The following is a 12,823-nucleotide window of genomic DNA, read 5'->3' on the forward strand; positions in this document are numbered from 1 at the left end:
GACGCAAGGCGCCTGTCCCCCGCCCGTCGCCTAGAACTCGACGCCCGGCTGCCCCTTGATCCCGGCCCGGAACGGATGCTTGACCATCTCCATCTCGGTCACGAGATCGGCCGCCTCGATCAGGTCGGGCTTCGCGTTCCGCCCGGTCAGGACGACATGGGTCATCGGCGGCTTGTCCTCGGCCAGGAAGGCCAGCACCTCGGCCAGGTCGAGATAGTCGTAGCGCAGCGCGATGTTGATCTCGTCGAGCAGCACCATGCGGATGGACGGATCCCGGATCAGCTCCCTCGCCTTGTCCCAGCCGGCACGGGCCGCGGCGATGTCGCGCTCGCGGTCCTGCGTCTCCCAGGTGAAGCCCTCGCCCATCGCATGGAACTGGCAGAGGTCGCCAAAGTGCGTCGTCAGCAGCCGCCGCTCGCCCGTGTCCCACGCGCCCTTGATGAACTGGACCACCGCGCAGGGCATCCCGTGGGCGATGCAGCGCAGGATCATTCCGAATCCGGCCGAGGATTTGCCCTTGCCCGTCCCGGTATGGACGATGATCAGGCCCTTCTCGCCTGTCTTGGCGGCCATCATCCGGTCGCGCGCTTCCTTGATGCGGGCCTTCTTCTCGGCGTGGCGCTGGTTCATGTCGGTCATCTTGGCATCCTGATCTGGACGACCTGCGGCGCTGCCGCGCGCGGGCCGGAGAAGACGGGTCGGGCAAGGGGCCCGACGACGGTGGGCAGGTAGCCCGCGAGGAAGGATATCCAGCCCGCGCACCAGAGCATCGCGGCTACAGGGACAGCATCGAAGCCGGCGATCACGGGCGCCGAAAGGCGCAGGAGCGCGGCCGACCAGACCAGCGCGAAAGCCAGAAGCATCGTCGGCCGCGCCCGCAGCGGGCCTCCGTCGCGGGGGGCTGCGGCCCGCGAGGCCAGCGAGAGGATCATTCCCGACATCGCCCCCATGGTCAATGCGTGAAGCGCGTCCATCTCGGCGATGGGCACCAGGTTCAGCCGCGCGAGTCCCACGAGGACGAGCCCCGCCGCCAGCCAGCCAAAGGTGATGTGGAGGAGCAGCAGAAGCCGGTTCGCCCGCACCCGCCAGCCGCGCCAGCCCGCAAGGCGCAGGCCCTGCGCGATCCCCGCGCCGACGAGGCAGAGGGCCGAGACCGTCTCCTCGCCCAGGAAGGCCAGCGCCAGCGCAAGCCAGAGCAACCCCAGCGCGCACCAGCCAAGGACGGGTCGCGGTGCGGGGTCGGGCGCCGGGCTTTGAACCTGCCGCAGCCAGTTCAGCGTGAAGGCCGGCACCATCCGCCCGCCGATGATCGAGATCTTGAGCGCGAAGAACATCCAGCCCACGCGCACCATGGTGGCCGCGTCGGGCAAACCATCCGTGAGCGCGGCCCGCAGATAGAGCGTCTCGGCCAGCCCGTAGGCCAGGACCCCTGCCCCGAAGCCGATCTTGGTCCAGCGCCTGGCCAGCAGCGCCTCGCGCAGCAGCATCCCGGCCAGCGCAAGGAAATAGGCGCAAGCCGCGGGCTGGATCAGCCAGATCGGCGCCGCGGGCCAAAGTCCCGCCAGCACCAGCGCCACCCGCGCCAGCAGCCAGAGCGCGACCAGCGCCATCAGCGGCCGCCCCGACAGCGGGTCCGACCCGCGCCATCCTTGCGCCGCGGTCAGGAAATAGCCGCCGACCGCCGCCGAGCCGAGCCCGAAGAGCATCTCATGCCCGTGCCAGAGGCCCCATGTGCCCAGAACCGGCGCGGCAAGGCCCAGAGCCTCTCCCCACTGCCACCAGACCAGCGCCGCAAGCGCCCAGAGCCCCGCGCCCAGAAAGAGCGGCCGGTGCGGCGCCAGCCAGAGATCATGCAGTCGCGTCATGGGTGCGTCCTTTACGTCCGCCCTTCTGCCGCGACCGGCGCGGCTTGTGAAGCCGTCCCGCGTCCTCTCGTCCCGGCCCTCCGCGTCGGCTTGACAAGGGCGGCCCTTTCGCTCACCACTGCCGCCGCGCTGGTTCCTGTCCGCAAGCGACAGGCGAAGAGGGAATGCCCCAGAGGCAGCCGCCCCCGCGACCGTGACCGGAGAGGTTGTCCATGCCACTGGCCGAAAGGCCGGGAAGGCGGACCGCCGCGGGACCGCAAGGCCCCACATCCGCAAGCCGGGAGACCTGCCAGCGCTGAGACTTACGGGCGGACGGGGTGTTCCGCGGCCGGTGGACCGAGGTGCCGCCTTGTGCCGCCTCCCTCCCCTGGATCGGGCCCCTTTTCCGCCGCAGGACAAGGGACGGCCGATGACCGTGACGCTTCACGTCTGCACCACCTGCCGCGCGGGACAGCCCGTGGCCGAGGGCGATGCCACGCCGGGCCTGCGGCTTCATGCCGCGCTCGCCGCCGATGCCCCCGAGGGCGTCACCGTCCGGCCCGTCGAATGCCTGTCCGCGTGTTCGCAGGGCTGCGCCGTGGCTTTGTCGGCGCCCGGCCGCTGGAGCTATGTCTATGGTCGCCTCGAAGAGGCCGACGCACCCGCGATCCTCGAAGGCGCCGCCGCCTATGCGGGCGCCTCCGACGGCATCGTGCCCTGGCGCGAGCGGCCCGAGATCTTCCGCAAGCAGTCGCTTGCCCGCCTTCCCCCCATCGGAGAGATGCCATGACCGACCTTGCCAAGATCCCCGTCACGGTGATCACGGGCTTCCTCGGCGCCGGAAAGACCACGCTGATCCGGCACCTGATGCAGAACCCGGGCGGGCGCCGCCTTGCGGTCCTGGTCAACGAGTTCGGCACCGTGGGCGTCGATGGCGACCTGATCCGCGCCTGCGCCGACGAGAACTGCCCCGACGAGGCGATCGTGGAGCTGGCGAACGGCTGCCTCTGCTGCACCGTGGCCGACGAGTTCATCCCCACCATCGAGGCGCTGATGGCGCTGCCCAGGCGCCCCGATCACATCCTGATCGAGACCTCGGGCCTTGCGCTGCCGAAGCCGCTCCTGAAGGCCTTCGACTGGCCCGCCATCCGCTCGCGCATCACGGTCGATGGCGTGATCGCTCTGGCCGATGCCGAGGCCGTCGCCGCGGGCCGCTTTGCCCCCGATGCCGACGCCGTGGCCGCGCAGGCCCAGGCCGAGGGCGCTGATCACGAGACCCCGCTCTCGGAAGTGTTCGAGGATCAGCTCGCCTGTGCCGACCTCGTGCTTCTGACCAAGGCCGATCTCGCGGGCGAGGCGGGCCTTGCCGCCGCGCGCGCGGTGGTCGAGGCGGAATCGCCGCGGCCGATCCCGATCCTCGCCGTGACCGAGGGCGCGGTCGATCCGCAGGTGATCCTCGGGATCGAGGCCGCGGCCGAGGACGATCTCGCCGCCCGCCCGTCGCACCATGACGGGGCCGACGATCACGAGCACGACGATTTCGCCTCGACCGTGGTCGATCTGCCCGAGATCGCCGATCCCGAGCGTCTGGCCGAGGCGATCCGGGCGCTCGCGACCGAGCGCAACGTCCTCCGCGTGAAGGGCCATGTGGCGGTTCAGGGCAAGCCGATGCGGCTTCTCGTGCAGGCGGTGGGTGCGCGCGTCCGCCACCAGTTCGACCGGCCCTGGAGCGGCGCGCGGCAAAGCCGCCTCGTCGTCATCGCCGAGCGCGGCGATCTGGACGAGGCCGCGATCCGGCAGGATCTTCTGGCACGGATCGGCTGAGCCATGCATGTCGTCTTCCGCGAAAGCCACGGGCTCGAGGAGACTGCGACCCCGTTCGATCCCGGCCAGACGCCCGCGGATCTGGTGGTCCTGTCCTTCTCCGACAGCGATCTCGGGGCCTTCGCGGCGGGCTGGCACCGGGCGAAGGGCGGCCTGCCCGCGACCCGGCTTCTGAACCTCGTGGCGCTGCGCCATCCGCTCTCCATCGACACCTACGCCGAGACGGTGCTGGCCCATGCCAAGGCGATCCTGATCCGGCTGATCGGCGGCGAGAGCTACTGGAGCTACGGGCTGGCCGAGGTGCAGGATCTCTGCCGGCGCCGCGGGATCGCGCTGGCGGTCCTGCCCGCGGACGGGCGCGAGGATCCGGCGCTCGATGCGCTCTCGACGCTGCCGGTCTCGACGCTGCGGCGGCTGTCGGCGCTCTGCGATGCAGGCGGCGCGGTGGCGGCGCAGGCGGCGCTGGCGCAACTGGCGCTGGCGGCGGGGCTCTATGCGGGCCCGGTGCCGGGCGAGAAGCGGATGCCCGACATGGGCTGGTATGACCCCGCCCGCGGCGTGATCCCCGAGCCCGAGGCGGACAGCGCGCCGGTCGTCGTCGTCACCTTCTACCGCAGTTACCTGACGGCCGCCGACACGGGCCCGGTGGACGCGCTGATTTTCGCGCTTCGCGAACGGGGCTTCCGCGCCTTCGGCCTCTTCGCGCCTTCGCTGAAGGCGCCGGGCGCGCCCGACTGGATTGCCGCCGCACTTGCCCGCCTCGGTCCCGCGGCCATCGTCAACGCCACCGCCTTCTCGGCCAAGGGCTCCGAGGGCTCGCCGCTCGACGGCCCCGGCTGCCCGGTGTTTCAGGTCGCTCTCTCGACCGCGCGGCGGCGCGACTGGGCGGCGGCCGAGCGTGGCCTCTCGCCCGCCGATCTCGCGATGCATGTGGTGCTGCCCGAGGTGGACGGGCGGATCTTCGCGGGCGCCGTCAGTTTCAAGTCGCCCGGCAAACGCTGCCCGGACCTTCAATATTCCCGTTTCGCCCACCGCGCCGATCCCGCCCGCGTGGCGGCCGTGGCCGACCGGGTGGCGGCCTGGCACCGGCTGGCCCGAACGCCCGCACCCGAGCGGCGCCTGGCCCTTGTCCTCTCGACCTATCCCGGCCGGCCCGACCAGATCGCCCATGCCGTGGGCCTCGATGCGCTGGCCTCGGCCGAGGCGCTGGCGGGCGCGCTGGCCGCGGCGGGCTATGCCACGGCCCCCGGCGCGGACCTCGCCGAGGGGCTTCTGACCGAACGGCAGGTCTGGCCGCTCGCCGCCTACGAGGCCGCGCTCGCGACCCTGCCGGAACCCCTGCAACGCGCGCTTCGGGGAGCGTGGGGCGCGCCCGAGACCGATCCCGACTGCCGCGACGGCGCCTTCCGCTTCGCGGCCCTGCGCCGCGGGCACCTCCTGCTCGCGCTGCAACCCGAGCGGGGCGAGCTGGCCGCGCGGGATTCCGATTACCACGATCTCGCCCGTGTGCCGCGCCATGCCTATGTGGCCTTCTACCTCTGGCTGCGCGCGGAAGGCGTGCATGCGCTGATCCACATGGGCGCGCATGGCACGCTCGAATGGCTGCCGGGCAAGGCCGTGGCGCTGTCGGACGCCTGCTGGCCCGAGGCGCTGACCGGCGCGCTGCCGGTGATCTATCCCTTCATCGTGAACGATCCGGGCGAGGCGGCGCAGGCACGGCGCAGGCTCGGGGCACTGACTCTCGGCCATATGCCGCCGCCCCTGCGCGACAGTGCGCTGCCCGACAATCTCGTGCGTCTGGAACGGCTTCTCGACGAATATTCCACCGCCGACGGGCTCGACCCGGCCCGGCGCGGGCGCCTCATCGGCGCCATCCGTGACGAAGCGCGCGCCGCGGGCGTCGAGGAGGATCTGGGCCTTCCCCCCGACGCCACCCCGGCCGAGGCCATCACCCGCATCGACCGCTTCGTCTGCGACCTGAAGGAAAGCCGCTACGGCGAAGGGCTGCATCTCTATGGCGCGGCACCGGGCGAGACCGGGGGGCTTCTGGCCGCCCTCGACGGGCGCCGGGTGGCCGCCGGCCCCTCCGGCTCGCCGCACCGCGGACGGACGGATGTGCTGCCCACGGGCCGCAACCTCTATTCCGTCGATCCGCGCGCCGTGCCCTCGCGCGCGGCGCACGCGCAGGGGGTGAAGCTCGCCGAGGAACTGCTCCGCCGCCACCTGCAGGATCAGGGCGACTGGCCGAAGGGGCTGGTGATCGACCTCTGGGGCTCGGCCTCGATGCGGACGGCGGGCGAGGAATTCGCCATGGCGCTGCATCTGGCGGGCCTCTCCCCCCGCTGGGACGAGGGCTCCGAGCGGGTCTCGGGCGTCGAGATCCTGCCGCTTGCGCTGCTCGGGCGGCCGCGCATCGACGTCACGCTGCGGGTCTCGGGCCTCTTCCGCGACATCTTCCCCACACTGGCCCAACTCTTCGAGACCGGCGCCGAAGCGCTCGCCGCCCGCGAGGAGGCGCCCGAGGACAACCCCTATCTCCGCCGCAGCCCGCGGGTCTTCGGGCCGAAGCCCGGCCTTTACGGCGTGGGCGTGCGGTCCGACGATTACAGCCCCGAGGGGCGGCTCAGTGCTGGCGAGGCCTGGATCGAGGGCTCGTCCTGGGCCATCGGGGCGGATGGTGCGGCCACGCCCGCGCGCGGCGCGCTCGAGGAGCGGCTGCGCGCGGCCGACGCCTTCGCCCATGTGCAGGATCTGGCCGAGAGCGACCTTCTGATGGCGCACGATCATGCCGCACACGAGGGCGGATTCGCGGCGGCGCTGGCCCGGCTCGGGCGCGAGGCCGCGCTCTATCACCTTGATGCCACGCGGCCCGACCGGCCCCGCGCGCGCAGCCTGACGGAAGAGCTGTCCCGGATCGTGCGGTCGCGCATCGCCGATCCCGCCTGGGCCGATGGCATGATGCGCCACGGCTTCCGGGGGGCGGCCGAGATCGCGGCCTCGGTCGATCATCTGGCGAGCTTTGCCAATCTCACCCGCGCGGTGCCGGACGGGCTCTTCGACCTCTGCTTCGAGGCGACGCTGATGCGCGAGGATCTGGTGGCTTTCATGGCGCGCGAGAACCCCGCCGCCCTCGCCGCCCTCCGCGACCGGTTCCGCGCGCTGGCCGAGGCCGGCCTCTGGCAGCCGCGCCGCAATTCCATCGCAGCCCTCCTCGCCTGCGTTCCCACGGAGACAGACTGATGCCGCATCTCTATGAAACCGACGGGGCGGCCATCTACCGCCAGTCCTTTGCCACGATCCGCAGCGAGGCGGCGCTCGCGCGCTTCACGCCCGAGGAGGAGGTGGTGGTGGTCCGCATGATCCACGCCGCCGGCATGGTGGGGCTCGAGGCGCATGTCCGCTTCTCGCCCGGCATGGCGGTTGCGGCGCGGGCGGCGCTCGAGGCGGGGGCGCCCATCCTCTGCGACGCGCGGATGGTGAGCGAGGGCATCACCCGCCCACGCCTTCCGGCCGGGAACCGCGTGGTCTGCACGCTGCAGGACGCGGAGGTGCCGGAGCTTGCGAGGGCCATGGGCACCACCCGATCGGCCGCGGCGCTGGAGCTGTGGCGGCCGCATCTCGCGGGTGCCGTGGTGGCGATCGGCAACGCGCCGACCGCGCTCTTTCACCTGCTGAACATGCTCGAGGATCCGGCCTGCCCGCGGCCCGCGGCCATCATCGGCTGCCCTGTGGGCTTTGTCGGAGCCGCGGAATCGAAGGAGGCGCTGATGGAAGACCTGCCCTGCCCGTCGCTGATCGTCGAAGGCCGCCTCGGCGGGTCGGCGATCACGGTTGCGGCTGTCAACGCGCTTGCCTGTCGGGTGGAATGATGGGCCGCATCATCTGCGCGGGCCTCGGCCCCGGCGATCCCGAGCTTCTGAGCGTCAAGTCCGACCGGCTGATCCGGCAGGCGCGCCATGTGGCCTATTTCCGCAAGGCGGGCCGCGCGGGACAGGCCCGCCGCATCGTCGAGGGGATGCTGCGCCCCGACGCTGTCGAATATCCGATGGATTATCCGGTCACGACCGAGATCCGCTTCGATCATCCCGACTACAACCGGATGCTGGCCGAGTTCTACGGCCTCTGGGCCGACCGGCTGGCGGAGCTGGCGCAAACCGAGGAGGTGGTGGTGCTCTGCGAGGGCGATCCGCTGTTCTACGGCTCGTTCATGCATCTGCACAGCCGGCTTCAGGGCCGCTCCGAGGTCGAGATCGTGCCGGGCATCCCCGGCATGGCGGGCTGCTGGAACGCGGCCGGCCTGCCGATCACCTGGGGCGACGATGTGCTCTCGGTGCTGGCGGGCACTCTCCCGGAAGAGGATCTGGCGCGGCACGCGGCGGCGGCCGATGCGGTGGTGGTGATGAAGACCGGGCGCAACCTGCCCAAGGTGCGCCGGGCGCTGGCGGCCGCGGGGCGGCTCGAGGAGGCCTGGCTCGTCGAGCGCGGGACGATGCCGGGCCAGCGGGTCGCGCGGCTGGCCGAGGTCGAGGGCGCGGACTGCCCCTATTTCGCCATCGTGCTCGTCCCCGGACGCGGGCGCCGCCCGGAGCTTGCGGAATGAGCGGCTGGCTCGTGGTGGCGGGTCTCGGGCCCGGCGCCGAACATCTCGTCACGCCCGAGGTCTCGGCCGCTCTGGCCGAGGCCACCGACGTGGTGGGCTACATCCCTTACGTCGCCCGCGTGGCCGAACGGCCGGGCCTGACGCTCCACGCATCCGACAACCGGGTGGAGGTCGAGCGCGCGGCCCATGCGCTTCTGATGGCGGCCGAGGGGCGGCGGGTGGTCGTGGTCTCCTCGGGCGATCCAGGGGTCTTCGCCATGGCCTCGGCCTTGTTCGAGGCGCTGGAGGCGCGGCCTGAGTGGCAGGCGCTCGACATCCGCATCCTGCCCGGCATCACCGCGATGCTGGCCGCCGCCGCCGCCGCCGGAGCGCCGCTCGGGCACGATTTCTGCGCGATCAACCTGTCGGACAATCTCAAGCCCTGGGCGCTGATCGAGAAGCGGTTGCGGCTCGCCGCCGAGGCGGATCTGGCGATGGCCTTCTACAATCCCCGCTCGAAGTCCCGCCCCGAAGGATTTGTCCGCGCTCTGGAAATCCTGCGCGCGGCCTGCGGGCCGGACCGGCTCGTGACCTTCGCCCGCGCGGTCTCGACGCCCGAGCAGCATCTGCGAACGGTGACGCTGGCCGAGGCCACGCCCGAGATGGCCGACATGCGGACGGTGGTGATCCTCGGCAATTCGGCCACGCGCCGCGTGGGCCGCTGGGTCTATACGCCGAGGTCGGCCGGATGAGCGAGCCAGGCCAGCACCGCCTCGGGCGTCTCGGCGCGCGGGCGCGGCAGGATCGCGGGCCGGTCGATCAGAACGACCGGCAGGCCCAGCTCGCGCGCGGCATCGAGCTTGGCGCGCGCGCCCTCGCCGCCCGCGTTCTTGGCCACGATCCACTGGGTTGCGTGGCTGCGCAGGAGGTCGAGGTCTTCGGCCAGCGTGAACGGGCCGCGGGCAATAATCGCCTCGGCGTGAGGCAAGGGCAGCCCTTCGGGTGGATCGACGAGACGCAGCAGGTAATGGTGCTGCGGCCGGCCCGCGAAGGCCGCGAGATGCAGGCGGCCGATGGCGAGGAACACGCGCGCCGGTGCCTCGGGCAGCGCCTCGGCGGCGGCCTCGATCGAGGGGACGCGGATCCAGCGGTCGCCCGGCCCCGCCACCCAGGGCGCGCGTTCGAGCGCCACCAGCGCCGTGCCGGTGGCGTCACAGGCCTCGACCGCGTTCCGGCTCATCTGCGTGGCGAACGGATGGGTTGCATCAATGACATGGGTGATGCCTTCCGCCCGGATGTAGGCGGCCAGGCCCTCGACGCCGCCAAAGCCGCCCACCCGCACGGGCAATGGCTGCGCCACGGGCGCGGCGGTGCGGCCTGCGTAGGAGAACACGGACGGAAGGCCCGCCTCGGCCAGGGCGCGGGCCATGCGGCTGGCTTCGGTCGTTCCGCCCAGAAGGAGGATGCGCATGGCTGATCCCTGGCTTTCGATCATCGGTCTGGGCGAAGATGGACCGGCGGGCCTGACGGATGCAAGCCGCGCCGCGCTGGAGGCGGCCGAGGTCGTCGTGGGCGGGCCGCGGCATCTGGCGCTCGTCGAGGCGGGCGCGCGGGGTCTGGAATGGCCGGTGCCCTTTGATCTCGCGCCGGTGCTGGCGCTGCGGGGCCGGCCGGTGGCGGTGCTCGCCTCCGGCGATCCGTTCTGGCACGGCGCGGGCGGCAGCCTCGCGGCCGCGCTCGAGGCGGGCGAATGGTGCGCCTATCCCGCTCCGGGCGTGGTGGCGCTGGCTGCGGCGCGGCTTGGCTGGCGGCAGGAGGAGGTGCTGAGCCTGGGCCTTCATGCCGCGCCCGTGGAGCGGCTGCTGCCCGAGTTGGCCCCCGGCCGCCGCGCCATCTGCACGCTGCGCGACGGGCCCGCGGCCGGGGCGCTCGCGGCCTTCCTTGCCGCCGAAGGCTGGGGAGACAGCCGCCTGTGGGTGCTGGAATCGCTGGGCGGCCCGCGTGAGCGCGTGCGCGAGGCCACCGCCTGCGGCTTTGCCCTGACGGATGTGGCCGCCCCGGTCACGGTGGCGATCGAGGCGCGGGGCGGGACTGCCCTGCCCCGCAGCCCCGGCCGGCCCGACACCCTCTTCGCCCATGACGGGCAGATCACCAAGGCGCCGGTCCGGGCGCTGACGCTCGCGGCGCTGGCCCCGCGGCGGGGCGAGCTTTTGTGGGATCTCGGCGCAGGCTCGGGCTCTGTCTCGGTCGAATGGTGCCTTGCGGGCGGACGGGCGGTGTCGGTCGAGTGCCGGCCCGAGCGCGTGGCCAACATCCGCGCCAACGCCGCGCGCTTTGCCCTGCCGCTCGAGGTGGTCGAGGGCCGCACGCACGACGCCTTGGCCTCCCTGCCAGCACCGGATGCGATCTTCGTGGGCGGCGGCTTCGATGAGGCGCTCTTCGCGGCGCTGCCCCGCACCGCGCGGCTCGTCGTCAACGCCGTGACGCTCGAGACCGAGGCCCTTCTGGCCGCGCTTCATGCCCGGCACGGCGGCGACCTCCTGCGGATCGAGATCGCCCGCGCGACGCCGCTGGGCCGGATGCGCGGCTGGGACGCGGCGCGGCCGGTCGTGCAATGGAGCCTTCGGCCATGATCGTGGCCGGGCTGGGTTTCCGCGCGAGCGCGACCGAAGAGGATCTTGCCGCGGCCCTTACGCTGCTGGGCGAGATGCCCGAGGTGCTGGCCACGCTGGACGCGCGCGCGGGGCTGCCGGCGCTGACGGCGCTGGCCCGCGGGCTCGGGCTGCCGGTGGTGGGGCTGCCGGAGGCCGCGCTGGCCGGCATCGCCACCCCCACCCGCTCGGCGCGGATCGAGCAGCGGTTCGGCACCGGATCGGTCGCCGAGGCGGCGGCGCTGGTGGCCGCGGGCCCCGGCGCACTCCTGACCCGGCCCCGCCAGATCGCGGGGCCCGTGACCATCGCCGTGGCCCGAGCGGCCGCGGAATCTGACAGCAAGGGAGCCACGGCATGACCGTGCATTTCATCGGAGCGGGCCCCGGAGCGCCCGACCTCATCACGCTGCGCGGGCGCGACCTGATCGCGGCCTCGCCGGTCTGCCTCTATGCGGGCTCGCTGGTGCCCGAGGGGGTGCTGGCCCATTGCCCGCCCGGCTGCCGGATCGTGAACACGGCGCCGCTCAGCCTCGATGCGATCATCGACGAGATCGCCGCGGCCCATGCCGAGGGCAAGGATGTGGCGCGGCTGCATTCGGGGGATCTTTCGGTCTGGTCGGCGATGGGCGAGCAGCTGCGCCGCCTGCGGGCGCTGGGCATCCCCTATGACGTGACGCCGGGCGTGCCCTCGTTCGCCGCCGCCGCGGCGACGCTCGGGGCGGAACTCACCTTGCCCGGCGTCGCGCAGTCGGTGGTGCTGACCCGCACCTCGGGGCGCGCCTCGCCGATGCCTGAAGGCGAGAGCCTTGCGGCCTTCGCCGCCACCGGCGCGGTGCTGGCGATCCATCTCTCGGTGCATGTGCTGGACCGGGTGATGGCGGATCTTCTGCCGCATTACGGCGCCGATTGCCCGGTGGCGGTCGTCTGGCGCGCCAGCTGGCCCGACGAGCGGGTGGTCCGCGCGACGCTGGGCACGCTGCAGGCGGCCCTTGGCGCCGAGCTGGAGCGGACGGCGCTGATCCTCGTGGGGCGCAGCCTCGGGGCCGAGGATTTCGCCGAGAGCCGCCTCTATGCCGGCGACTACGACCGCCGCTACCGGCCCGTGGGCACCCATCCGCGTTTCCCGGAACAGGCATGACGGGGTTCGTCTCCTTCGTCTCGTCCGGGCCCGGCGACCCGGAGCTTCTGACGCTCAAGGCCGTGGACCGTCTGGGCCGCGCCGATGCGGTGCTCTTCGACGACCTCTCGTCGGGGCCGATCCTGGCCCATGCGCGCGAGGGGGCCGATCTCGTGGGGGTTGGCAAGCGCGCGGGCCGCGCCTCTCCGAAGCAGGACCATGTGAGCCGCCTTCTGGTGGATTATGCCCGGACGGGGGTCCGGGTGGTGCGGCTGAAATCGGGCGATGCGGGGCTGTTCGGCCGGCTCGAGGAAGAGATCGGCGCGCTCGAGGCGGCGGGCATCGGCTACGAGATCGTGCCGGGAGTGCCCTCGGCCTGCGCGGCGGCGGCGGCGGCGGGCATTCCGCTCACGCGGCGGCTGACCGCGCGTCGCGTGCAGTTCCTCACCGGGGCGGATGTGACGGGCGGGCTGCCCGAACAGAACCTCGCCGCCCTGGCCGATCCGACGGCGACGACGGTGGTCTTCATGGGCAAGCGCACCTTCCCGACGCTGGCCGACGCGCTCTTCGCGGCCGGACTGCCAACCGAGACGCCCGCCATGCTGGCCGAGGGGATCTCGACCCCGGCGCAGAGGATCTGGCGCGGGACGCTGGAGGGGCTGGTGCAGGAGGTGGCGCGGGCGGGCGACGCCCCCGCGCTGATCCTCTACGGACCGCTGGCCGGCGAGGAGGAGGGATGAGCGATTCCGCCCACATGACCCACGCCGAGAGAGGCCGCGGCGCCTCGCCGGTGGCTGCGGAAGGAACC

The 12,823-nt window shown here is 72.7% G+C and carries 13 protein-coding genes and 1 riboswitch; of the genes, 10 read left to right on the forward strand and 3 right to left on the reverse strand.

Annotation, left to right across the window (positions count from 1 at the left end; genetic code table 11):
• Window positions 1-30: 30 nt before the first annotated feature.
• Window positions 31-639 (reverse strand): cob(I)yrinic acid a,c-diamide adenosyltransferase, encoded by a 609-nt coding sequence (cobO, locus tag LV780_RS06825; RefSeq protein WP_011908538.1) that lies wholly within the window; start codon window positions 637-639, stop codon window positions 31-33.
• Window positions 636-1,865, reverse strand: a complete 1,230-nt coding sequence (locus LV780_RS06830; protein ID WP_117344962.1) for an NnrS family protein — start codon at window positions 1,863-1,865, stop codon at window positions 636-638. The genes cobO and LV780_RS06830 overlap by 4 nt, the downstream gene beginning before the upstream one ends.
• A gap of 113 nt (window positions 1,866-1,978) precedes the next feature.
• A riboswitch (cobalamin riboswitch) is annotated at window positions 1,979-2,173 on the forward strand.
• 101 nt (window positions 2,174-2,274) lie between these two features.
• Between LV780_RS06830 and LV780_RS06835 the strand changes: the two genes are divergently transcribed.
• The 6 genes from LV780_RS06835 to cobJ are packed head-to-tail and all read left to right on the forward strand — an operon-like array spanning window position 2,275 to window position 8,999.
• The gene (locus tag LV780_RS06835) at window positions 2,275-2,634 is read left to right on the forward strand and encodes a DUF1636 family protein (RefSeq protein WP_011908540.1); all 360 of its coding nucleotides are present in this window, start codon (window positions 2,275-2,277) and stop codon (window positions 2,632-2,634) included.
• A complete protein-coding gene (cobW, locus tag LV780_RS06840) occupies window positions 2,631-3,668 on the forward strand; it encodes a cobalamin biosynthesis protein CobW (RefSeq protein ID WP_117344963.1) in 1,038 nt (345 codons plus the stop codon). Before LV780_RS06835 ends, cobW begins: the two co-directional genes overlap by 4 nt.
• A 3-nt stretch (window positions 3,669-3,671) precedes the next feature.
• Entirely contained in the window at window positions 3,672-6,908 is a 3,237-nt protein-coding gene (gene cobN / locus LV780_RS06845) for a cobaltochelatase subunit CobN (protein WP_117344964.1), read from the forward strand.
• On the forward strand, window positions 6,908-7,537 hold the full coding sequence (locus LV780_RS06850) for a precorrin-8X methylmutase (protein WP_108220179.1): 630 nt from the start codon (window positions 6,908-6,910) through the stop codon (window positions 7,535-7,537). The genes cobN and LV780_RS06850 overlap by 1 nt, the downstream gene beginning before the upstream one ends.
• Window positions 7,537-8,268 (forward strand): precorrin-2 C(20)-methyltransferase, encoded by a 732-nt coding sequence (locus LV780_RS06855; protein WP_180325144.1) that lies wholly within the window; start codon window positions 7,537-7,539, stop codon window positions 8,266-8,268. The genes LV780_RS06850 and LV780_RS06855 overlap by 1 nt, the downstream gene beginning before the upstream one ends.
• Window positions 8,265-8,999, forward strand: coding sequence for a precorrin-3B C(17)-methyltransferase (gene cobJ, locus LV780_RS06860; protein ID WP_108220180.1), 735 nt, complete (start codon window positions 8,265-8,267; stop codon window positions 8,997-8,999). Before LV780_RS06855 ends, cobJ begins: the two co-directional genes overlap by 4 nt.
• Here cobJ and LV780_RS06865 read toward each other — a convergent pair.
• Window positions 8,975-9,718 carry a cobalt-precorrin-6A reductase gene (locus LV780_RS06865; protein ID WP_108220181.1) on the reverse strand — a complete coding sequence of 248 codons (744 nt, stop codon included), beginning with the start codon at window positions 9,716-9,718 and terminating at the stop codon, window positions 8,975-8,977. The genes cobJ and LV780_RS06865 overlap by 25 nt on opposite strands.
• Here LV780_RS06865 and cbiE point away from each other — a divergent pair.
• From cbiE to cobA, 4 genes are read left to right on the forward strand one after another with little or no spacing between them, the layout of a single operon-like run.
• A complete protein-coding gene (gene cbiE / locus LV780_RS06870; RefSeq protein ID WP_108220182.1) occupies window positions 9,717-10,880 on the forward strand; it encodes a precorrin-6y C5,15-methyltransferase (decarboxylating) subunit CbiE in 1,164 nt (387 codons plus the stop codon). The two genes, LV780_RS06865 and cbiE, sit on opposite strands and share 2 nt — an antisense overlap.
• Entirely contained in the window at window positions 10,877-11,257 is a 381-nt protein-coding gene (locus LV780_RS06875; protein WP_108220290.1) for a cobalamin biosynthesis protein, read from the forward strand. The genes cbiE and LV780_RS06875 overlap by 4 nt, the downstream gene beginning before the upstream one ends.
• Window positions 11,254-12,036: a precorrin-4 C(11)-methyltransferase gene (cobM, locus tag LV780_RS06880; RefSeq protein WP_101340653.1), complete on the forward strand. Its 783-nt coding sequence runs from the start codon at window positions 11,254-11,256 to the stop codon at window positions 12,034-12,036. The genes LV780_RS06875 and cobM overlap by 4 nt, the downstream gene beginning before the upstream one ends.
• Window positions 12,033-12,755 (forward strand): uroporphyrinogen-III C-methyltransferase, encoded by a 723-nt coding sequence (gene cobA / locus LV780_RS06885; RefSeq protein ID WP_108220183.1) that lies wholly within the window; start codon window positions 12,033-12,035, stop codon window positions 12,753-12,755. The genes cobM and cobA overlap by 4 nt, the downstream gene beginning before the upstream one ends.
• The last annotated feature ends 68 nt before the right edge of the window (window positions 12,756-12,823 follow it).

The sequence above is a fragment of the Cereibacter azotoformans genome (genome assembly GCF_021391315.1).
GTDB lineage: Bacteria > Pseudomonadota > Alphaproteobacteria > Rhodobacterales > Rhodobacteraceae > Cereibacter_A > Cereibacter_A azotoformans.